Genomic DNA, 21,361 nt, shown 5'->3' on the forward strand with positions numbered 1-21,361 from the left:
CAAACCGCGGGCCTCGCGCCTTGCCCTGCGCACAAAGCAGGCTCCGGCGCACTCGTGATTTCATTGATGACACACCCTCCTGAACGTCCTCCGTATCCCCACTTTGGTTCGCCTACTTCCCAAGGCATGTCGCCGAAAGCAAAAAGGCCACGGGAGGCGGTGCTTTCCCTTGGCCTTGCTGTCTCGTCGTCAGTACTTGAGCCGGATGGATCGTTTCCAGCATGGACGTTCGGCGCGAACTTTAGGGCGTGAGGGGCTTGAGATCAACAAAAAATGTCGCGTTTTTGCACGCTTCCGTCGTGCGGTCCTGGATAGCTACTGATGTAACCGACCTGCATGACAGTGTGATGTTCCCTTGGTAGGGAAATTTGAGGGAGGGCAGCGGGATTTGTGGTGCGCCATCACGATTCTGCTCGCGAAGGCACTAGATCCGGCGACAGCAGGGTTGGCCGACCCTTAGGTACTTGCCCAAACACCGGTAACTCTCTAATTGTTGAGTTATCTTCATGCGGATCCCCTCCACGGAAACAAATTGAGCACCGCATAAGTAATGATCGTTTGAATATCTCTCTATAGTCGAAAAGGTAATCTAAACTTTCCGGATGTTTCGAAAATGATATTAAAAACTACTGTAACCTGTTATTTGTGTCAGTAGATCGCTCTCCTCATCTATCCGATACTCGAGATCGAAAGTGAGTTGAAAATTTCGGTCGAATGGAATTCGCTCGTACGGTCATAGATGCATTGCCATTATTAGGGTGAGTACTTCCCTGCGCGTTTTAGTGTGTCGGATTTCGCACGTGTCTTGCGTTTTCCTAAATAACGCAATGGGAGACTAATGTGTTTAATAATGTATTGTTAAAAGCGGCGCGCGTCACTTTGATGGTAGGAGTTGCCGCTGGCTCTCCTCTCTTGCAAGCAAGTCCCGGCACAGATACGGCAACGCTGATGGAGTATTGGTATCGTCTCACCGCCAGGGATTGTGGCAGCGGAAGGCTTGCATCTGACTGTTCCGGATTGATTCTTCGGGGGACGGACAGCAAAAAAGTATTCCGTCCATGGAATGCTGGTCCGAACTCGCATAACGCTGAGGCGGGTGGCAACGGTGTTGTTTCCAATGGAGGCGTGTCTGCTTCCTATCTGCGCAAGGACGCGGAATACGATGGTTTGGGTTTGCTTAAGTTTAATGGTTTTGCTTTGATACCTAATGATTTTATAAATGAAAATGACCAATTCAAAGTCACAGTGCTTTGTGCGTTTCCTATTGATGCCTGGACTTATAATCGAAACAATAACGGTTGTGGTGATTATTTTCAGGATGGCGACATCAATAATACCGTTGGTGTTCAAGAGGATTATTGTCAAAAGCTTAAGATCAGTAGCGCCTCGGGCTGGATGGCTTATTTTGATCGTCAGACCAAGGATCCGGATCCTATCAAGGCTCATCGATTTCAATGTGGGTTCGATACGACCGCAGATTATTTTGGAACGTTCAATAAGGCGGATGCTTTTAATGCCTTTATTGAAGGGCGGAAATTGATAGCCCATGATCCTGAAGAAAAAATCAGAGCTCAAACCACTCAAACGGAGTTGCGACTGCGCGTTTGGCCTGACGATAATTTTTGGAAAAGAGACTGGAACCTCAGCAGGACCCATTTTGATTCTCCCGACCCAGATGATACAAACCCGGCGACAGTTGCAAATCAGGTATTTAAGGCACTGCCTATCGCAGCATTTACGTATATCGGTGGCATCGACTTCGTTGAGACGAATGGCAAAAGCTTCGCGGGTCGCGCGCTCGCTCAGGATGACCAGCGTAGATGGAACGAGGAGATTCCATCTGGTAAAGGCGGCTGGAAACCAGTCATAAAAGTACAAATGCCGCGCACGATCGTCGAGGATGCCAAATTTGCCTATTACCCGGGCGATCAGGTCGTTGCACCGCCGGTCGACAATCGGTCCTGTGACAAATACATCGAGAAGGCTGTGTGGATTGACGACTACAAAGAGCCAGTGCTGGGAACCATCTCATCACTGACGGTGACACCAACCGAGTGCGGAAGGAAAGCCGGAGTGGGGAAAACAAATGTGGTATTTGCGGAATTAGCCAATCTGGCGGCTAACAATTCCAGTAAGGAATGGAATTTCGATCACATCGGCAGCACCATGCGCCGTCAACTCGCCTGTCATCTTGATTCCCCTGACATCGCCGCGAACAAGGCGACCTGGAGCCTTGAACCGCGTCGCCCGTACGTCGCTCATGAGGTAATAATGGAGCTGCAGGGTGACAATAAATGCAACCCTCACTAAGACGTTGAAAGCGGCGTCCATATCGCCGCCTGGTTATCAAACAGGCGGCGACAGATTAGGGTCAGGCCAGCGCAGTCTCGGCCGGCGAAACGATGCTGGTCTTGCCCCCACGGGACTTGCCGGAACTCAGGTACTCGGCAATCGATTCCTGAGTCACTTCCCCCAGGAACACCCGCTCCGCATCCATCACCGGCAACCACGAGCGGTTGAACTCGTACATACGCGACAGCAGGATGCGCAAATGCTCGTCAAACGCCGCCGTGGCGTTGAACTCGCGCAGGTATTGCGCGCAAGTCCCGGTTTGACGGTGCAGATCGCGACGACGCACATAGCCCAGTGCCTTGTTGTCAGCACAGGTGACCACGACATAGCGACGGTCCAGTTCGTCCATCAACTCCAGGGCTTCGGCCACCGGGGTTTCCGGGCTGACCGACGGCGCGTTGTCCGCCGCGTCTTCGGCTTTCACCAGCAACAGACGCTTGAGGGTGCTGTCCTGGCCGACGAAGTTGCTGACAAAGTCATCCGCCGGGTGCGCCAGCAGCGTGTCCGGGTGATCGATCTGCAGCAGCTTGCCAGCGCGGAAGATTGCAATCTTGTCGCCCAGCTTGATCGCTTCGTCGATGTCGTGGCTGACCATGATCACAGTCTTGTTCAGCGCCCGTTGCATCTCGAAGAACTCGTTCTGGATCATCTCGCGATTGATCGGGTCGACCGCGCCGAAGGGTTCGTCCATCAGCAACAACGGCGCGTCGGCCGCCAGTGCCCGAATCACACCGATCCGCTGCTGCTGACCGCCGGACAACTCACGCGGGTAGCGATTCAGGTACTGCTTGGGTTCCAGCTTGATCATGCTCATCAACTCGCGGGCGCGGTCGTGGCATTTCTGTTTGTCCCAGCCCAACAGGCGCGGAACGATGGTGATGTTTTCCTCGATGGTCATGTTCGGGAACAGGCCGATCTGCTGGATCACATAACCGATGTTACGGCGCAAGGTCACGGCGTCGAGGTCGGTGGTGTCTTCGCCGTTGATCAGGATCTTGCCCGAGGTCGGCTTGATCAAGCGGTTGATCATCTTCAGCGTGGTGCTTTTGCCGCAGCCCGATGGCCCGAGGAATACGCAGATTTCGCCTTCATTGACGGTCAGGCTCACCGAGTCCACGGCTTTCACATCTTTGCCGTTGCTTTGGAAGGTCTTGCTGAGGTTTTGAAGTTCGATCATTTGAGCAGTCCTTTTGGAGTCAGCGTGCGTTGCAGCCATTGCAGAAGCAGGTCGGCGAAGATGGCCAGGAGACTGACCAGCACGGCGCCGACGATCAGCATCGACATATCGCTGCGGCTGATTGAAGCGAGAATAAGTACACCGAGGCCACCGGCACCGATGGTCGCGGCGATGGTCATGACACCAATGTTCATGACCACGGCGGTGCGCACACCGGCCAGAATTACCGGCACGGCGATGGGCAGTTCGACCATGCGCAGGCGCTGGCCGAAGGTCATGCCGATGCCGCGAGCGGCTTCGCGAATGCCCGGTTCGACGCCGGTCAGCGCCAGGTAGGTGTTACGCATGATCGGCAGCAGCGAGTACAAAAACACCGCCGTGATTGCCGGCATCGGACCGAGGCCCTGGCCGAATTTCGAGTAGAACGGCAGCAACAGGCCAAACAGCGCAATCGACGGCACGGTCAGCAGCACCGTGGCGCTGGCTTGCAGCGGGCCGGCGAGGGTCGGGAAGCGCGTCATCAGCACGCCCAACGGCACGCCCACGAGGATCGCCAATGTCACGGCGATGCCGACCAGGGTGATGTGCTGCCAGGTCAGGTGCAGCACCAGCGGCCAGTCAAGATGGGAAAAGGCGTTCAGAAATTCCATGTCTTTTCCTCCTCAGTTCAAGGGATGCTGGCGCAGAAAGTCTGCGGCAACGGATGAAGGGCTTTCGTGATCGACATCGACCCGCGCGTTGAGCTGGCGCATGGTGGCGTCGTCGAACAGTTCAGCCAGCGGCTTTATTTCTTCCGCCAGTTTTGGATGGGCGTCGAGGTAGTCCTGACGCACAACTGGCGCGGCGGTGTAGTCCGGGAAGTAGTGCTTGTCGTCTTCGAGCAGTTTGAGCTTGAAGGCGTTCAAGCGACCGTCGGTGGTGTAGACCAGACCGGCAAACACCTGGCCATTGCGCAGGGCGGTGTAGACCAAACCGGCATCCATCTGCCGAATGTTCTTGCGGGACAGGTTCATGCCGTAGAGATCGACCATGCCGTCCAGACCGTCGGAACGGTTGGCGAACTCGGTATCCAGCGCCACCAGATGATTGGTCTTGGCCTCAGCCTGCAGCACCGTGTTCAGCTCGCTGATGGTGTTGATCTGCGGGTAAGCCTTCGCGGTGGTTTCCGGCAGGGCCAGGGCGTAGGTGTTGCTGAATTTCGACGGAGTCAGCCAGATCAGGCCTTTTTTCGCGTCGAGTTCCTTCACCTTGGCGTAGGACTGCGCACTGTCGAGCTTCTCGGTGATGTGGTTGTAAGCCACCAGCGAGACGCCGGTGTATTCCCACATCAAATCCAGCTGACCACTTTCGTGGGCGCTACGGGCCAGGTTGCTGCCCAGACCGCCGGTCACCTGAGTGTCGTAACCCTTGGTGCGCAGGTATTGGGAGGTGATTTCCGCCAGCAGGGTTTGTTCGGTGAACACCCGGGCGCCGATGCGGATGACCGGTTTTTCTGCGGCTTGGGCGATTCCTGCGAACAGCAGGGCGCAGCCTAGAAACAAGCATATTTTTTTCATGAGATTTCCTTTGCCGAGGCTTAAGACGGGCGCAAGCCGCGTTCGAGCCAGAGGCGGCTGGCGAGTGTCACCAGGCCGTCGAGCAGCAAGGCCAGCAGGGCGGTGCAGGCCGCGCCGAGCAGCAGTTGCGGCTGATTGTTCAAGGCGATGCCAGGGAAAATCAGGCTGCCCAGGCTGTTGGCGCCGATCAGGAACGCCAGCGGTGCCGTCCCGACGTTGATCGCCAAGGCCACGCGCACGCCGCCGATGATGATCGGTACAGCGTTCGGCAGTTCGACCCGCCACAGCACTTGCGTCGGTGTCATGCCGATGCCGACGGCCGCTTCCTTGAGGGAACCCTGAACGTTTTTCAGGCCTTCATAGGTGTTGCGCACAATCGGCAACAGCGAGGCGAGGAACAGCGCGAAGATCGCGGGGCCGCTGCCGATGCCGAGGATCCCCAGGGCGATGGCCAGTACGGCAAGAGGCGGCACGGTGTTGCCGATGTTGAAGATCTGCATGAAGCGTTCAGCGCGGCCCACCATGCTCGGGCGGCTGAGGAAGATACCGGCGGGGATGCCCACAACGAGGGCGGCCAGCATGGAGACAAGGACGAGGATCAAGTGAGCTTGCAGGTAAAACAACAAATCGTCGCGGTAATGTTCGATCGTGTTGATGCCAATCCAGTGGACCAGCAGGGCCAGGAGAGCGACGACAACCGCACCTCCTATCAGCCCCTTGCCATAGCGAATAGCCACAGGCGGACTCCTTTTTTCTTTGTCGGCGAACGCAGTCCCGTGTGGCATGCCATTCCTGGCTGCCGGGAAAAACAACGTTCGCGAGAAGCAGCTCTTCATGCTGATGCAACCGCATGAGATCGAGCCATAAGCGCAGCCTCGTCAGGCTAACTTGCAGGTTTTTCAAACCCTGCTACGAGAGCTGTAACAGGGGAGTGGACGTCTGCACCTTTTAAAAGGTTCCATAATTAGCAGCAATTAGCCACCCTTGATCTCCCTTTGGACCTGTCGATCGCCATGGGCGAGAGGGCGAACGGTGGTCCGTGACGGTCGGTTTGCGCTATACTCGCCGCCCTTTTTTGAATCACCTGCCAGGCGATTTCCCATGACCAAACAGGCCGCCGAAGTCGCGAAACGCCGCACTTTCGCCATTATTTCCCACCCCGATGCCGGTAAAACCACCATCACCGAGAAGCTCTTGCTGATGGGCAAGGCGATTGCGATTGCGGGCACGGTGAAATCCCGTAAATCCGACCGCCATGCCACCTCCGACTGGATGGAAATGGAAAAGCAGCGTGGTATCTCGATTACCACGTCGGTCATGCAGTTCCCATATCGCGACCACATGATCAACCTGCTCGACACCCCGGGCCACGAAGACTTCTCCGAAGATACCTACCGCACCCTGACGGCGGTGGACTCGGCCTTGATGGTCCTCGACGGCGGTAAGGGTGTAGAGCCTCGGACCATCGCGCTGATGGACGTCTGCCGTCTGCGTGACACGCCGATCGTCAGCTTCATCAACAAACTCGACCGTGACATCCGTGACCCGATCGAACTGCTAGACGAAATCGAAGCGGTCCTGAAGATCAAGGCGGCGCCGATCACCTGGCCGATCGGTTGCTACCGTGACTTCAAGGGCGTTTATCACCTCGCCGACGATTACATCATCGTGTACACCGCGGGCCACGGCCACGAGCGCACCGATGTCAAAATTATCGAGAAGCTCGACTCCGACGAAGCTCGCGCGCACTTGGGCGATGAATACGATCGCTTTGTCGATCAGCTGGAACTGGTGCAGGGCGCCTGTCACGAATTCAATCAACAGGAATTCCTCGACGGTCAGCTGACGCCGGTGTTCTTCGGTACTGCCCTGGGCAACTTCGGTGTCGATCACGTGCTCGATGCCGTGGTCAACTGGGCGCCGAAACCGTTGGCCCGTGTTGCCAACGAGCGTACCGTCGAGCCAGTCGAAGAGAAATTCACCGGCTTCGTGTTCAAGATCCAGGCGAACATGGACCCTAAACACCGCGACCGTATCGCCTTCATGCGTATCTGCTCCGGCAAGTACGAAAAAGGCATGAAGATGCGCCACGTGCGCACCGGCAAGGACGTGCGGATCGGCGACGCGCTGACCTTCTTCTCCTCCGAGCGCGAGCAACTGGAAGAAGCGTTTGCCGGCGATATCATCGGCCTGCACAACCACGGCACCATCCAGATCGGCGACACCTTCACCGAAGGCGAAGCCCTGAGCTTCACCGGTATCCCGCACTTCGCCCCGGAACTGTTCCGTCGCGTGCGCCTGCGTGATCCGCTGAAATCCAAGCAACTGCGTCAAGGCTTGCAGCAATTGGCAGAAGAGGGCGCCACCCAAGTGTTCTTCCCCGAGCGCAGCAACGACATCATCCTCGGCGCCGTCGGTGTGCTGCAGTTCGATGTGGTGGCCAGCCGCTTGAAAGAGGAATACAAGGTCGAGTGCTCTTACGAGCCGATCACCGTCTATTCCGCTCGCTGGATCGATTGCGACGATAAGAAGAAATTCGAGGAGTTCCGGGTCAAGGCCGTGGAAAACCTGGCGGTCGATGGCGGTGGTCACCTGACGTACCTGGCGCCGACCCGGGTCAACCTGGCGTTGATGGAAGAGCGCTGGCCGGACGTGAAATTCCGTGCGACGCGTGAGCATCATTAAACGCTGAGTTGCAAAATCAAAAGCCCCGGTCGCGAAAGCGCCGGGGCTTTTTCATGCCCGACACAATTCCCTGTGGGGGCGAGCCGGCTCGCGATGGTGGTCAGGACGCCACGGGTTATCAGGCGGCCCGCATTCTCGTTGACGTCTTTCGCGAGTGCTGGCCGGACGTGAAATTCCGCAAGGCGGGCGAACATCATCAAGCGATGAGTCAGTACGCGTACGTCAGGCATTTCTGTAGGCGTTTTTACGGAGTTCTGTAGCTGGGCTCTGCTTTTTACTTCTCTAGTCTTTTACGCGAGACATGGAAGTCGTTGACGTCTAGCTTTCGGTGGACATTTCGCAAGTAGCGACTTTCCACGAGCAGGAGCACAAGACAAATGGACGTAATGAAAACCGATGCGGCTGCACTGACAACCCAACGACCTCTGACTCCCATTTCTGTCATCGAACGTTACTACGATCTGATCGTCAGCAGTGCTCCCTGTTTCGAAGTCAGCATCCGTGACGACGCTTTTGAGCCTTCCATGAAGCTGCCCGAAATGGAGCCGCGAATGCAGGCCTTCCTTTCTGTCGCCACTGCGCAATTTTTTGAGATGGGCCGTTACCGAGGTATGCCGTTGCGTTTGTTCGACCTGAGGCAAAACGCAAATACTCAAACCACAAAGACCTTTGCCTCGACGCTGATCGTTGCGCGCGCCATTCGCCATATTCAGGATACCGGCGACAGTATTGTGTTGTTTTCCCCCTCATCCGGAAACAAAGCCATCGCTCTACGTGATGCGGTTCTACGGGCAATTAAAAACAAGCTGGTCCACCCAGAGCAGTTACGCATTGTCACGCTGACGCCTGCCCTGACGACTGAAAAGTTGCGTAGATCCGAACTTTACGACGATCCTCGATTGCGTGCTTTGAATCCTGTGTTCGTGCTGGATACTGAGTCGCCGGAAGCAGTAAAGGTTGTTGGACAACAGTTCAAGGATCTCTTCAATCGTCGTCCATTGGGTGATTCGAAGTTGTGGCATTCCCTCCGGCTCGAGAACTACCGGTTTTCTGATCAAGCCCGGGCTTTTTTTGATTTTGAGTATGGTGACGCCTGGGACACTGACCGCAAGACCGTGCATGTGCATGCTGTGTCGAGTGCTTATGGTCTTCTGGGATATTGCTCAGGTGTGGATGTGATGAAGCGTCACGGGACACAGGTTTCCACTCCGTCATTTTTGTTGGTTCAACATCTTGCAACCAGCGACATGGTTCTGCACTTGCTCGACGGAAATTTTGAGGGTGCTTCTGCTCCACGCTATAAGCAGGGGGCCGACGGTTTATGGGTGCAGTCGGAGTCTGCGCACTTTCCTGCCACAACATGGAGTCCAGACGAAGTACTCGAACACACTTTTTATACACACCTGCCACCTACCGCAGTGGAAATGACTGCGCGGGTCAGGGCCAATGGCGGCTCGGGGATAGTCGTTTCGCTTCATGAGTGCATGCAGCGCTACAGTGAATGCGCTCAATTTCTCGCGAATACGCCCGTCAGCTTGCCAGCCGATCCTCGTGATCTGAAAGAGTGGTCATTGGTGATGGCCATGACAGGTTGCCTGAATGCAATTGATCGACATCTACTTGAGGGTATGGACGGTTGCACCATCCACGCGTCGGGCACCTATTGCGGGCGGGATTTTGAAGGCATTCCCACAGAGGGTTTGTCTTTTATTGATAGTGCTGAAGAGATGATGGAGATCCTTCGCAGCCCTTGTAATCCATGAGCTTTGATCCTCACATGATCAGCAAAGCGCTCTGCCATTTTCGCGTTTATCGGGGCGACTCCAGAGCTGGAGAATCGGCATGCCTGGTTTATGCAGGAGTGGCGGAAGGTTTGGTTTATATCGCACCGTTTGTGGCGCAGTGTTTTTATGAGAAGTCGTATATAGAGCAGGAAGGAACTCTGGAGTGGCACCAGCTTGAGGGTTTCATAAAGCAGGATCAAACCGACTTGTACTTGTTGATGGCTCCCTTGGAGGTCATTCAGCAATACCGGCAGCCTGGCGATATTGTCGGCGTGAGCAGGATTCACCAGCAAGTTGATGTTTCAGCTGGATGGCAGCAGGTACTGAGCCAATTCTCCCATCGAGAAAACAAGCGTCGCACTCTATTGGCCGGACAAGGTTTTGATTTCGATGTGTCGTTTGAAGATAAAGACTTCTTTGCGTTCTATCGGTCGATGCACGTCCCGACAATGAGCGCCCGTTACGGGTGTTTTGCGCGAAGCGTGCCGGAGCAAGCGGCTTATCTCGACTTATTTAAACAAGGCGTTTTGTTTCGAGTTCATTTAAAGGGTGAGTGGGTGGCGGGCAGTATTTCCCAGATTAATGAATCGACACGCACCTTGAATGCGCGGTTGATCGGAGTGAAGGAGGGAGCCGCCGTCTACCGGGCCAATGGAGCGCAGAATTATGTCTACCACGCGATCCTTGAGTGGGCATCCGACCATCCAGCGATTGATTGTGTCGACTTCCAGGGCTGCGAGCCATTTCTGAGCAAAGGAACATTCCAGTACAAGAAACGCTTTGGGACGACGGCAGTTGTTCCTGAAAACGCATTCGGTCAATGGCGGTTGTTGATTCGGGCAAGGGCGCTTTGTGTGTCCACCAGACACTTTCTGATCAATAACCCTTTACTGGGTCTGGATGCCGAGGGGCGGTTACAAGCGCAATATTTTTTTGATGCAGAGCATGAGGTTCGCTCGGATATTCCTTTCGCTTCAAAGGGCATCCAAAGCGAAGTAAGGCGCAACCTGGATCAATGGGATGACTGATCGGTACATTTACCCGATTCGGCTCAGTGGCTATTTCTGCCCAATGGCCTGGGTGCTTGCTGCGTTGATTTTTATCAGCCGTTTGAGCGCCATGGTGAAGCTGTTCATGGCGTTGTACCTGCGTCAGGCGTTGGCGTTGCCGATTGAAACCGTTGGATGGTTGTTGTCCGGGTACGGAGCCGGCTTGTTGATAGGGTCGATGGGGGGAGGACTGCTGAGTGAGCATTTCCCGACGGCTCGACTCACTGCCGCGCTGTTTTTTGTTTCAGCGTGGATTTTGGTCTTGTTGGGACTGGTTACAGATGTGCTTTTGTTGGCAGGTCTGCTTCTGTTCAGCGGGGTACTTGATGGTGCGATTCGCACCCTTCATCAGCGGTTGATCATGGAGTATTGCGAGGTTGCACAGCGGACTCGCTCGCAGTCATTGAACCGTGTTGCCAGCAATTTGGGCATGGCAGTTGCCGGAGTGGTGGGTGGCGTCCTGGCGCAGACGGATTTTCGTTGGGTATTTTTTCTCAGTGCCGCCATGTCTCTGCTGGCCTTGGTCTGGTTTGTTCGGGCGACACATCAGCGAGATATTCTGAGGCAGGATGAGGACTCTGAGGGGGCTTCAGGTTCTTGCGTACCGTATCGCGACAAGCCTTTCCTCTGGCTGTTGGGGGCCTCAGTCTTGCTCGGTCTTGCCTTTGAGCCGGTCTACAGCATGTTGGGCAACTATTTACTTGATTACTATCGGTTGGGTGCTGAAGTCATTGGTTGGCAATTTGCGCTCAACGCAGTGCTGGTGGTGGTACTGCAAATCCCGATATCTCATTGGAGCGAGCAATGGAGCGCACGCTGGCGGCTGCTGGCAGGCAGCATTTTGCTGGCCTGCGGGCTTGGCATGTTGCCCTTGGGCGCCGGTGTGTTTTATCTCTGCCTCTCGACCGCTATCTGGACGCTTGGCGAAATTCTCTTCATGCCTACTTTGAACGTGATGGTCATGAAGCGCGCACAAGCGGGAAAAAGCGGGCACTACTTTGGTCTTTTCTCAATGTGTTGGAGCGCGAGTGTGCTGCTTTCTCCGACGCTTGGAGGCCACCTTTATGGCCACTTTGGTGGGCATAGTGTCTGGCTTGGGTGTGCGGCCTTGGCGATCTTGTCCATGCCACTGGTTTGCCAGGCAACTCGCAGATAGCTCGCGTAATTTAGCTGATCTGGTTATAGGCATTATTCAAATCCGTTCTCCCCACCCACTGCATTTCCCGCGCATCGTTAGAGTCCTATCTGGAGAACCCAACCCGCCCCATCGGGACCGGATGTCTACCAGTGCCGTCGGGCCACCACGTTTCACCTGCGATAAGGATGGAATCAGCCATGAGCATTTTTCAACGCATTGTGTTGTTGCTGAAAGTTTGGGTACTGCTGTTGGTTGGCATGTCAGCGGCCTGGGCGGAATGCCCGGACCATCGTGAGCAGGCTTCGAGTGGGCAGGTGACGCACACTGGGCTGATGATCGCCGCGTCCGAGTCGGAGCCAGGCGACCAAGGGCAGGGCGGCAGTGCGGACGACGATGATTCGACCACTGATGAACCGGACAGCGATGATGAAGGCGACAGCCAGACATAAACCGCAGGCAAATGAAAACCCCTTCTGTCCCGGCTGATGCGCAGCCGGGGCAGAAGGGGTTATTGAACAGCTCACCTATTGCTGTGGGAGCGAGCCTGCTCGCGAAAGCGGCGTGTCAGTCGACATTGATGTTGACCGGGTTAACGCCTTCGCGAGCAGGCTCGCTCCCACATTTTTTTATGCCGCGCCGTCGAGGAACTGCTCGGCGTAGTGGCAAGCCACCTGACGGCTGTCGAGCAGGCGCAGGGCCGGCTCTTCGGTGCTGCAGCGCTCGGTCGCGTAAGGGCAGCGCTTGTGGAATGCGCAGCCGGACGGTGGGTTCAGCGGGTTGGGCAGTTCGCCGACGATCTTGATCTTCGGCTTGTTCGGGTCCGGGTGAATGGTCGGGGTGGCCGACAGCAGCGCCTGGGTGTACGGGTGCAGAGGACGCTCGTAGATGTCGTTCTTCGGACCCATTTCCACCGGGCGGCCGAGGTACATCACCATCACGTCATCGGCGACGTGTTGAACCACCGCCAGGTTGTGGGAGATGAACACGTAGGCGGTGTTGAACTCTTGCTGCAAATCCATGAACAGGTTGAGCACCTGCGCCTGAATCGATACGTCCAGCGCCGAGGTCGGTTCGTCCGCGACCAGCACTTTCGGTTGCAGCATCATCGCGCGAGCGAGGGCGATCCGCTGGCGCTGACCGCCGGAGAACATGTGCGGATAACGCTGATAGTGCTCAGGACGCAAGCCTACCTGCTTCATCATCGCCTGTACTTTCTCGCGACGTTCCGAGGCGCTCAGGCTGGTGTTGATCAGCAGCGGCTCGGCGAGTTGATCACCGACTTTCTGCCGAGGGTTCAACGAGGCGTAAGGGCTCTGGAACACCATCTGCACGTCTTTGCGCAGTTGTTTGCGCTGAGCCTTGTCGGCGCCGGCGACTTCCTGCCCGGCGATTTTCAAGGAGCCGGAGGAGGGCTCTTCGATCAGCGTCAGGGCGCGGGCCAGGGTGGATTTGCCGCAGCCCGACTCACCTACAACGGCGAGGGTCTTGCCGGCTTCCAGTTCGAACGACACACCGTTCAGGGCGCGCACGGTCGCATGGCCCTTGAACAGGCCACGGGACACTTCGTAGTGACGGGTCAGGTCGCGGGCGGTAAGTACGACGGCCATTACGCCACCTCCTGATTCAGCGGGTAGAAGCAGCGGGCGAGGCTGTTGCTTTTCGGGTCCAGGGCTGGACGCTGGGCGCGGCAGCTGTCTTGCACATACGGGCAGCGTGGCGACAGCAGGCAACCCTGCGGACGGTCATAGCGACCGGGAACAATGCCCGGCAACGTGGCCAGGCGCGTGGCACCCAGGCTGTGCTCCGGAATCGCCTTGAGCAGCGCTTCGCTGTAAGGGTGTGCCGGAATGTCGAACAACTGAGGAACCTGACCCACTTCAACCGCCTGGCCGGCGTACATCACGCACACACGCTGAGCGGTTTCGGCCACGACCGCGAGGTCGTGCGTGATCAGCACCAGGCCCATGTTCTGCTCTTTCTGCAACGCCAGCAGCAGGTCCATGATCTGTGCCTGGATCGTTACGTCCAATGCCGTGGTCGGTTCGTCGGCGATCAGCAGTTTCGGTTCGCCGGCAATCGCCATGGCGATCGCAACACGCTGGCTCATACCGCCGGAAAGCTGATGCGGGTAGGCGTCCATACGACTGGCGGCGCCCGGGATTTCCACTTTTTCCAGCAGTTCGATGGCGCGTGCGCGGGCCTGCTTGCCGGACATTTTCAGGTGCAGGCGCAGCACTTCTTCAATCTGGAAGCCGACGGTGTAGCTCGGGTTCAGCGCGGTCATCGGGTCCTGGAAGACCATGGCCAGGTCTTTGCCGACGATTTGCCGACGCTGACGGTTGCTGAGCTTGAGCATGTTCTTGCCGTCGAAATTCAGCGCGTCGGCGGTGACGATCCCCGGGTGCTCGATCAAGCCCATCAGCGCCATCATGGTCACGGATTTACCGGAACCCGACTCGCCAACGATGGCCAGGACTTCGCCCTTGTCCACGGTAATGTCGAGCCCGTCGACCACCGGAACCGCGTTCTTGTCGCCGAAGCGAACGTTGAGATTCTTGATTTCTAACAGTGACATTTGAATCTCCTCAGGCGGCGTTCTTGAGTTTCGGGTCCAGCGCATCGCGCAGACCGTCGCCCATCAAGTTGATTGCCAGCACGCTGAGCAAAATGGTCAAACCAGGCAGACTTACCACCCACCAGGCGCGTTCGATGTAGTCGCGAGCCGAAGCCAGCATGGTGCCCCACTCAGGGGTTGGCGGTTGTACACCAAGGCCGAGGAAGCCCAGTGCCGCGGCATCGAGAATCGCCGAAGAGAAACTCAGGGTGGCCTGAACGATCAGCGGCGCCATGCAGTTGGGCAGCACGGTGACGAACATCAGGCGTGGCAGACCGGCACCGGCCAGACGCGCGGCGGTCACATAGTCGCGGTTCAATTCGCCCATCACCGCAGCGCGGGTCAGACGAACATAGGACGGCAACGAAACCACGGCGATGGCAATAATGGTGTTGATCAGACCAGGGCCGAGGATGGCGACAATCGCCACCGCCAGCAGCAGGGACGGCAGGGCCAGCATGATGTCCATCAGACGCATGATGGTCGGGCCGAGCAGTTTCGGGAAGAAGCCGGCGAACAGGCCCAGAAGGATGCCCGGAATCAGCGACATCACCACCGACGACAAGCCGATCAGCAGGGACAGGCGCGAACCGTTGATCAGGCGCGACAGCAGGTCGCGACCCAGTTCATCGGTGCCGAGCAGGAACTGGATCTGCCCGCCCTCCAGCCAGGACGGCGGGGTCAACAGGAAGTCACGGTATTGCTCGCTCGGGTTATGCGGAGCAACCCACGGCGCGAAAATCGCGCAGAAAATCACCAGCAGCATGAACATCAGGCCGGCAACGGCGCCTTTGTTCTTGGAAAACGCTTGCCAGAATTCTTTGTAAGGGGACGGGTACAGCAGGCTTTGATCGACTGTTACCGTTTGATTTTGAGTTGAAGCTGGAGTGGTCATGGTCATGATGATCTCAGCGCTGGTGACGAATGCGTGGGTTGGCAAAGCCGTAGAGGACGTCCACGACGAAGTTCACCAGAATCACCAGGCAGGCGATTAACAGGATGCCGTTCTGCACCACGGGATAGTCCCGTGCGCCAATGGCTTCGATCAGCCATTTGCCGATGCCGGGCCAGGAGAAGATGGTTTCGGTCAGAACCGCACCGGCCAGCAATGTGCCGACTTGCAGGCCGACCACGGTCAATACCGGGATCAGCGCGTTGCGCAGGCCGTGAACAAAAACCACGCGCGACGGCGACAGGCCTTTGGCGCGGGCGGTACGGATGTAGTCTTCGCGCAGCACTTCGAGCATCGACGAACGGGTCATCCGCGCAATCACCGCCAGCGGGATGGTGCCGAGCACGATGGCCGGCAGGATCAGGTGATGCAGGGCATCAAAGAACGCACCGACGTCATCGGCCAGCAGCGTGTCGATCAGCATGAAGCCGGTCCGCGGCTCGATGTCATAGAGCAGGTCGATCCGCCCGGACACCGGGGTCCAGCCCAGGGATACCGAGAAGAACATGATCAGGATCAGGCCCCACCAGAAGATCGGCATCGAGTATCCCGCCAGGGAGATGCCCATCACCCCATGGTCGAACAGGGATCCTCGCTTGAGTGCCGCGATCACCCCGGCCAGGAGGCCCAGGATGCCGGCGAACAACAGCGCGGCCATGGACAGTTCCAGGGTCGCGGGGAATAGAGAGCTGAACTCGGTCCAGACACTTTCACGGGTACGCAGGGATTCGCCAAGGTCGCCGTGGGCCAACTTGCCGATGTAGTCCAGGTACTGGGCATACAGCGGTTTGTTCAGGCCAAGGCGTTCCATTGCCTGAGCGTGCATTTCGGGGTCGACCCGACGTTCGCCCATCATCACTTCCACGGGGTCGCCAGGAATCATGCGAATCAACGCGAAAGTCAGCAAGGTGATGCCGAAGAATGTGGGGATCAATAACCCCAATCGGCGGGCAATAAAACTAAACATCTTGTGTGGTACCTCATCAGCCGGTTAGGCGTGCCCGGCATTCCTGGGTCAGGAATGCCGGTAGTTTCTTATCTACTTCACCTGGGTGGTGGCGAAGTTATTAGTGGTGAGGGGGCTAATGTGATAGCCCTCTACGTTGTTGCGCATTGCGGTAAACATACGGGTGTGCGCCATGTTGATCCATGGCTGGTCCTGATTGAAAACCTCCTGGGCTTGCTCGTAGAGCGCTGCACGTTCCGCCGGGTTCACTTTAGCCCGTGCCTGGTCAATCAGGGTCTGGAATTTCTCATTGCACCAGCGCGCGTAGTTTTCGCCGTTCTTGGCGGCTTCGCAACTCAGATTAGGCGTCAGGAAGTTGTCCGGGTCGCCGTTGTCGCCCGCCCATCCGGCGGAAACCATGTCGTGCTCGCCGTTTTTGGCGCGTTTGAGCATTTCACCCCATTCCATGACGCGAATGTCGACCTTGATCCCGACCTGGGCCAGGTCAGCCTGCATCATCTGCGCGCCGAGCATCGGGTTCGGGTTGGTCGGCCCGCCGCCGTTACGGGTGAACAGCGTGAAAACAGTGCCCTCCGGCACGCCCGCTTCCTTGAGCAGGGCACGAGCCTTGTCCAGATCACGTGGCGGGTTTTTCAGCTCGTGGTTGTAACCCAACAGGGTGTCCGGGTACGGGTTGACCGCCACTGTTGCGTTGCCTTTGCCAAACAGCGCGTTGACATAAGCCGCCTTGTCGAACGCGATGTCGATGGCCTTACGCACACGCACATCGCTCATGTATTTGTGCGAGGTGTTCATGGCGATGTAGGAAACGGTCATCGCGTTCATCTCATCAACCTTCAGGTTGGTGTCTTTCTTGATGCTCGGGATGTCATCCGGTTTCGGATACAGCGCGACCTGGCACTCGTTGGCCTTGAGTTTTTGCAGGCGCACGTTGTTATCGGTGGCGATGGCCAGGATCAGCGCATCAGCCGGTGGCTTGCCACGGAAGTAGTCCGGGTTGGCCTTGAAGCGAACCTGGGCATCTTTGTTGTAGCGCTGGAAAACGAACGGGCCGGTGCCGACCGGTTTGTTGTTCAGGTCGCCGGTCTTGTTGGCCTTGAGCAACTGGTCGGCGTACTCGGCTGAGTAGATCGAGGAGAAGGCCATGGCGACGTCCGCCAGGAACGGCGCTTCGCGACGGGTCAGGGTGAATTTGACGGTGTTGTCGTCAACTTTCTCGACGCTTTTCAGCAGTTCCTTGAAGCCCATGCTTTCAAAGTACGGGAAGCCCACGCTCGACAGTTTGTGCCATGGGTGGTTCGGGTCCAGCTGACGCTGGAAACTCCAGACTACGTCGTCGGCGTTCATGTCGCGGGTCGGCTTGAAGTATTCGGTGGTGTGAAACTTGACGCCTTTACGCAGGTGGAACGTGTAGGTCAGACCGTCCTCGCTGATCTCCCAGGAGTCGGCCAGTGCCGGAATCACTTCAGTGGTGCCGGGCTTGAAGTCGGCCAGACGATTGAAGATGGTTTCGGCCACCGCATCGGCTGTGACTGCAGTCGTGTACTGGACCATGTCGAAGCCTTCCGGACTGGCTTCGGTGCAGACCACCAGGGGTTTGGCCGAGACGCCAACAGCGACACTCAGCAACGCGGCTGCAATGGCCGCACGTAGGGGAAGCATTTTCATCAAGAACCCTCTGCAATCGGTTAAAGGACAAAAGCCGAACGGCCGATTCGTCACTGAATCAGCCGTTCGGCAGGTGTATTACAGAATGTTGAACGGGATGGTGGTCACGAGACGGAACTCGTTGAGGCTGCCATCCGCCTGGTTATCACTGGCGCGGTGAGCGGTGTAGGTCGCGCGGATAGCCGTGGCCTTGAGCGGGCCGCTCTGTACGGCGTACGAAGTACCAATGCCGTATTCATAGTGGGTTTCGCCGTCCATCGACTGCACGCCGTCGTAACCGCCGCCGGCATAGTGAGTACCGTCGATGCCCCAGCCGCGAGCCTGGTAGATGTTGAACTTCAGGCCTGGAATGCCGTATTCAGCCATGTTCAGGCCGTAGGCGATCTGGAAGGATTTCTCGTTCGGGCCGTTGAAGTCCGACAGCAGGGAGTTGGCCAGGTAGATGCCGTTGGTTTCGTGCAGGTAGTCGAAGTACTCGTTACCGTTCACTTCCTGGTACGAGAAGGTCAGGCTGTGGGCCTGGTGAGTCAGGCCCAACGACAGGGAGTAGGTGTCGTTGTCGATTTCGCCCAGCAGCTTTTTGCCTTCGTCGACGGTTTTGTAGTAATTCAGGCCGGTGGTCAGGCTCAGTACCGAGCTGTCACCCAGAACGTGGGTGGCGCCGAAGTAGTACTGGTTCCACAGGTCTTCGGCCTGGGTGCCCCACAGGCTGGTGGTCAGGCTGGCGAACGGCGTGTAGGTGATACCGGCGGTGTTGACGTGATCGGCTTCAGCGGTACCGTCGCCGTATTCGGAACGGAATTTGCGCTGGCTCTGTTCGGTACGCGGCGAGTTACGGTCAAAGGTGGCGATGTCGAAAGTCAGGTTTTCCAACTCTTCGCTGTGCAGACTGACACCCTCGAAGCTCGAAGGCAGTGGACGGTTACCGATGACATCTACTTGCGGGCTGCTGAAGTTCTGGCGACCGGCAGTCAGTGTGGTATTGGAGAAACGCGCCTTGACGTTGGCCAGGCCCAGTTTGCTCCACTGATCAACAGCGTCACCGCCATTTTCAGTCAAAGTACGGTTGTTGCCACGGCCGCCACGACCTGGCTCGGGAGCACCACCGTTACCGGATGCGAGGTCTTTGCGATCGCGGTCCAGAGCAATGGCGTTGTACGCCGCCACTTCGGTGCTGAAACCGACAGTACCCTCGGTGAAGCCCGAGTTGTACTTGATGATCGTGCCTTGAACCCAGTTGATTCGACGGTCAGTCGTACGAGTCTCACCATTTTTACGATAGTTGAGCGTCGCGCCCCGCTTGAACGACTCATTCGCATACCAGTTACGCGTGGAACCGGTGATCGATTGGCCTTCAACAAAGCCGGTGGCTTCGCTTTGGGCGCTTTTCTCTTTCACGGTAACCGGGGTGAAAGCCTGGCTTTGGGTTTCTGCGTAAGCCGAGGCGGTTACGCTGCTGATGGCCAGGGCCAATAACGCGGTGCTGCTCAGTTTCATGGGTGAAGCTCCTTACTTTCTTTTTTTTAATGCCGGTCTTTTTTGGTGATCCGGCTATTTGGTTTAGAACTCATACAAGGCTTCGCAAACGTTTGCTTTATGCCGGATTGGCGAATTACGGCAATACGTTTGCGTGAGGGCGCAATGCGCCCCCAGCGTTCTGGCTAATCGGTTATTGGTCGATACTGACGCCCGAGAACACGTTACGACCGAATGGACTCACCTTGAATCCTTCGATTTTGGCGCTCAACGGCTGGTTAACCGTTGAATGGGCGATAGGCGTGATCGGCACTTGTTGCTTGAGGTAGTGCTGCGCCTGTTTGTAGAGCACGGTGCGCTGGTCGCGGTCGGTGACGACCTTGGCCTGCTTGATGAACTTGTCGTAAGCCGGATCGCACCACATGGAGTAGTTGTTGCCACCAATGGCGTCGCAGCTGTAAAGCGTGCCGAGCCAGTTGTCCGGGTCCCCATTGTCGCCGGTCCAGCCAATCAGGCTGACGTCGTGTTCGCCATTCTTGGTGCGCTTGATGTACTCGCCCCATTCATAGCTGACGATCTTCACTTTGAGGCCGATTTTTGCCCAGTCAGCCTGGAGCATTTCGGCCATCAACTTGGCGTTCGGGTTGTAAGGGCGCTGAACGGGCATCGCCCACAAGGTGATTTCGGTGCCTTCTTTCACGCCGGCAGCCTTGAGCAGTTCCTTGGCTTTTTCCGGGTTGTAGGCAACGTCCTTGATTGTGTCGTCGTAGGACCATTGAGTCGGTGGCATGGCGTTGACGGCCAATTGACCGGCGCCCTGGTAAACGGCGTTGAGAATGCCCTGCTTGTTCACCGCCATGTCCAGCGCCTGACGCACTTCGAGCTGGTCGAAAGGCTTGTGGCGCACGTTGTAGGCGATGTAGCCCAGGTTGAAGCCGGGCTTCTCGATGAGCTTGAGTGCCGGGTCGTTCTTCAACGCGGGAACGTCGGCGGGGCGCGGGCTCAATGTGATCTGGCACTCATTGGCCTTGAGCTTCTGCACCCGCACCGACGCGTCGGTGTTGATCGAGAAGATCAGGTTGTCGAGCTTGACCCGGCTCGGGTCCCAGTACTGCTTGTTGCCGGTGTAGCGGATGTTGGAATCTTTCTGGTAGCTCTTGAAGGCGAACGGGCCAGTGCCGATCGGCTTCTGGTTGATGTCGCTCGGCTTGCCTTCGGCCAGCAGTTTGTCGGCGTATTCGGCGGACAGAATAGCGGCGAAGCTCATGGCGATGTTCTGGATGAACGCGGCGTCGACGCTGTTGAGCGTCATGACCACGGTCAGCGGCCCGGTCTTCTCGACCTTGGCGATGTTCTTGTTCAGGCTCATCCCGTTGAAATACGGGAACTCGGTCGGATAAGCCTTACGGAAAGGTTGTTGCGGATCGAGCATGCGATTGAACGTGAACAGCACGTCATCGGCGTTGAAATCACGGGTCGGCGTGAAGTACTTGGTCGTGTGAAATTTCACACCTTCGCGTAGGTGAAAGGTGTACTTGAGGCCGTCCTCGGAAATATCCCAGCGAGTGGCCAGGCCGGGTACGACGTTGGTGGCGCCTTTTTCAAACTCTGCCAATCGGTTGTACAACGGCTCGGCGGCATCGTTGTCGGTCGATGTCGTGTACTGCGCAGTGTCGAAGCCAGCCGGGCTGCCTTCGGAGCAGAACACCAGGCTGTTATTGGCGGCCTGGCTGATGGAAGTGGCGGCCAACAGGCCGGTGCCCAGCAATGCGGATAAAACCAAGGTATGGCGCATGACGCTCCCTTTTCTTGTTCTCTAAGTGTCTTCAATGAACCGCCGTCCCGTCCGCGGACGTGGAGGCATCACTGAGTTCAAACCATGCCATGCAGCAAAACCGAGAGCCCACGCATGAACTGGTCAGATCCCGACGGTATGAGCCGTG

18 protein-coding genes are annotated in these 21,361 nt (G+C 57.1%); 6 read left to right on the top strand and 12 right to left on the bottom strand.

What is annotated here, in order from left to right:
* Nucleotides 1-840: 840 nt before the first annotated feature.
* Nucleotides 841-2,310, top strand: a complete 1,470-nt coding sequence (locus tag FHL16_RS03100; RefSeq protein WP_238706146.1) for a DUF2599 domain-containing protein — start codon at nt 841-843, stop codon at nt 2,308-2,310.
* A 61-nt stretch (nt 2,311-2,371) separates the two neighbouring features.
* On the opposite strand, the gene FHL16_RS03105 is transcribed toward FHL16_RS03100, so the two are convergent.
* Genes FHL16_RS03105 through FHL16_RS03120 form a run of 4 tightly spaced genes read right to left on the bottom strand, consistent with a single transcriptional unit; the run spans nt 2,372 to nt 5,822 of the window.
* Nucleotides 2,372-3,529, bottom strand: a complete 1,158-nt coding sequence (locus FHL16_RS03105; protein ID WP_077747401.1) for an osmoprotectant ABC transporter ATP-binding protein OsmV — start codon at nt 3,527-3,529, stop codon at nt 2,372-2,374.
* On the bottom strand, nt 3,526-4,179 hold the full coding sequence (locus FHL16_RS03110) for an ABC transporter permease (RefSeq protein WP_010463438.1): 654 nt from the start codon (nt 4,177-4,179) through the stop codon (nt 3,526-3,528). The genes FHL16_RS03105 and FHL16_RS03110 overlap by 4 nt, the downstream gene beginning before the upstream one ends.
* Nucleotides 4,180-4,191: 12 nt before the next feature.
* Nucleotides 4,192-5,085 carry a glycine betaine ABC transporter substrate-binding protein gene (locus tag FHL16_RS03115; protein ID WP_010463436.1) on the bottom strand — a complete coding sequence of 298 codons (894 nt, stop codon included), beginning with the start codon at nt 5,083-5,085 and terminating at the stop codon, nt 4,192-4,194.
* Between the two features lie 20 nt (nt 5,086-5,105).
* Nucleotides 5,106-5,822, bottom strand: coding sequence for an ABC transporter permease (locus tag FHL16_RS03120; protein WP_010463434.1), 717 nt, complete (start codon nt 5,820-5,822; stop codon nt 5,106-5,108).
* A 364-nt stretch (nt 5,823-6,186) separates the two neighbouring features.
* Between FHL16_RS03120 and FHL16_RS03125 the strand changes: the two genes are divergently transcribed.
* Nucleotides 6,187-7,770, top strand: coding sequence for a peptide chain release factor 3 (locus FHL16_RS03125; RefSeq protein WP_010463432.1), 1,584 nt, complete (start codon nt 6,187-6,189; stop codon nt 7,768-7,770).
* Here FHL16_RS03125 and FHL16_RS03130 read toward each other — a convergent pair.
* Nucleotides 7,767-8,000 (bottom strand): hypothetical protein, encoded by a 234-nt coding sequence (locus FHL16_RS03130; protein WP_234452936.1) that lies wholly within the window; start codon nt 7,998-8,000, stop codon nt 7,767-7,769. The genes FHL16_RS03125 and FHL16_RS03130 overlap by 4 nt on opposite strands.
* A gap of 147 nt (nt 8,001-8,147) precedes the next feature.
* Between FHL16_RS03130 and FHL16_RS03135 the strand changes: the two genes are divergently transcribed.
* The 4 genes from FHL16_RS03135 (at nt 8,148) to FHL16_RS03150 (ending at nt 12,190) form a co-directional block, all read left to right on the top strand.
* Complete coding sequence (locus FHL16_RS03135; RefSeq protein WP_077747403.1) at nt 8,148-9,533, top strand: DUF6002 family protein; 1,386 nt, start codon at nt 8,148-8,150, stop codon at nt 9,531-9,533.
* Nucleotides 9,534-9,547: 14 nt separating this feature from the next.
* Nucleotides 9,548-10,582: a hypothetical protein gene (locus tag FHL16_RS03140; protein WP_238706147.1), complete on the top strand. Its 1,035-nt coding sequence runs from the start codon at nt 9,548-9,550 to the stop codon at nt 10,580-10,582.
* On the top strand, nt 10,575-11,759 hold the full coding sequence (locus FHL16_RS03145) for an MFS transporter (RefSeq protein ID WP_077747404.1): 1,185 nt from the start codon (nt 10,575-10,577) through the stop codon (nt 11,757-11,759). Before FHL16_RS03140 ends, FHL16_RS03145 begins: the two co-directional genes overlap by 8 nt.
* A gap of 179 nt (nt 11,760-11,938) precedes the next feature.
* A complete protein-coding gene (locus FHL16_RS03150) occupies nt 11,939-12,190 on the top strand; it encodes a hypothetical protein (protein WP_077747405.1) in 252 nt (83 codons plus the stop codon).
* 177 nt (nt 12,191-12,367) lie between these two features.
* Here FHL16_RS03150 and FHL16_RS03155 read toward each other — a convergent pair whose 3' ends face one another.
* The 7 genes from FHL16_RS03155 to FHL16_RS03185 all read right to left on the bottom strand — a co-directional run bounded on the left by FHL16_RS03155 (nt 12,368) and on the right by FHL16_RS03185 (nt 21,213).
* Nucleotides 12,368-13,348: a peptide ABC transporter ATP-binding protein gene (locus tag FHL16_RS03155; RefSeq protein ID WP_010463420.1), complete on the bottom strand. Its 981-nt coding sequence runs from the start codon at nt 13,346-13,348 to the stop codon at nt 12,368-12,370.
* A complete protein-coding gene (locus FHL16_RS03160) occupies nt 13,348-14,316 on the bottom strand; it encodes an ABC transporter ATP-binding protein (RefSeq protein ID WP_010463418.1) in 969 nt (322 codons plus the stop codon). Before FHL16_RS03160 ends, FHL16_RS03155 begins: the two co-directional genes overlap by 1 nt.
* Before the next feature lie 10 nt (nt 14,317-14,326).
* The gene (locus FHL16_RS03165; RefSeq protein WP_371857861.1) at nt 14,327-15,256 is read right to left on the bottom strand and encodes an ABC transporter permease subunit; all 930 of its coding nucleotides are present in this window, start codon (nt 15,254-15,256) and stop codon (nt 14,327-14,329) included.
* 7 nt (nt 15,257-15,263) lie between these two features.
* Nucleotides 15,264-16,274, bottom strand: coding sequence for an ABC transporter permease subunit (locus FHL16_RS03170; RefSeq protein WP_038978933.1), 1,011 nt, complete (start codon nt 16,272-16,274; stop codon nt 15,264-15,266).
* Between the two features lie 72 nt (nt 16,275-16,346).
* The gene (locus FHL16_RS03175; protein ID WP_077747406.1) at nt 16,347-17,942 is read right to left on the bottom strand and encodes an ABC transporter substrate-binding protein; all 1,596 of its coding nucleotides are present in this window, start codon (nt 17,940-17,942) and stop codon (nt 16,347-16,349) included.
* A 78-nt stretch (nt 17,943-18,020) separates the two neighbouring features.
* Nucleotides 18,021-19,439: an OprD family porin gene (locus tag FHL16_RS03180; RefSeq protein WP_010463411.1), complete on the bottom strand. Its 1,419-nt coding sequence runs from the start codon at nt 19,437-19,439 to the stop codon at nt 18,021-18,023.
* 172 nt (nt 19,440-19,611) lie between these two features.
* Nucleotides 19,612-21,213 carry an ABC transporter substrate-binding protein gene (locus tag FHL16_RS03185; RefSeq protein ID WP_010463409.1) on the bottom strand — a complete coding sequence of 534 codons (1,602 nt, stop codon included), beginning with the start codon at nt 21,211-21,213 and terminating at the stop codon, nt 19,612-19,614.
* Nucleotides 21,214-21,361: the final 148 nt, after the last annotated feature.

It is taken from the genome of Pseudomonas sp. FSL W5-0299, assembly GCF_005930655.1.
Classification (GTDB): domain Bacteria; phylum Pseudomonadota; class Gammaproteobacteria; order Pseudomonadales; family Pseudomonadaceae; genus Aquipseudomonas; species Aquipseudomonas mandelii.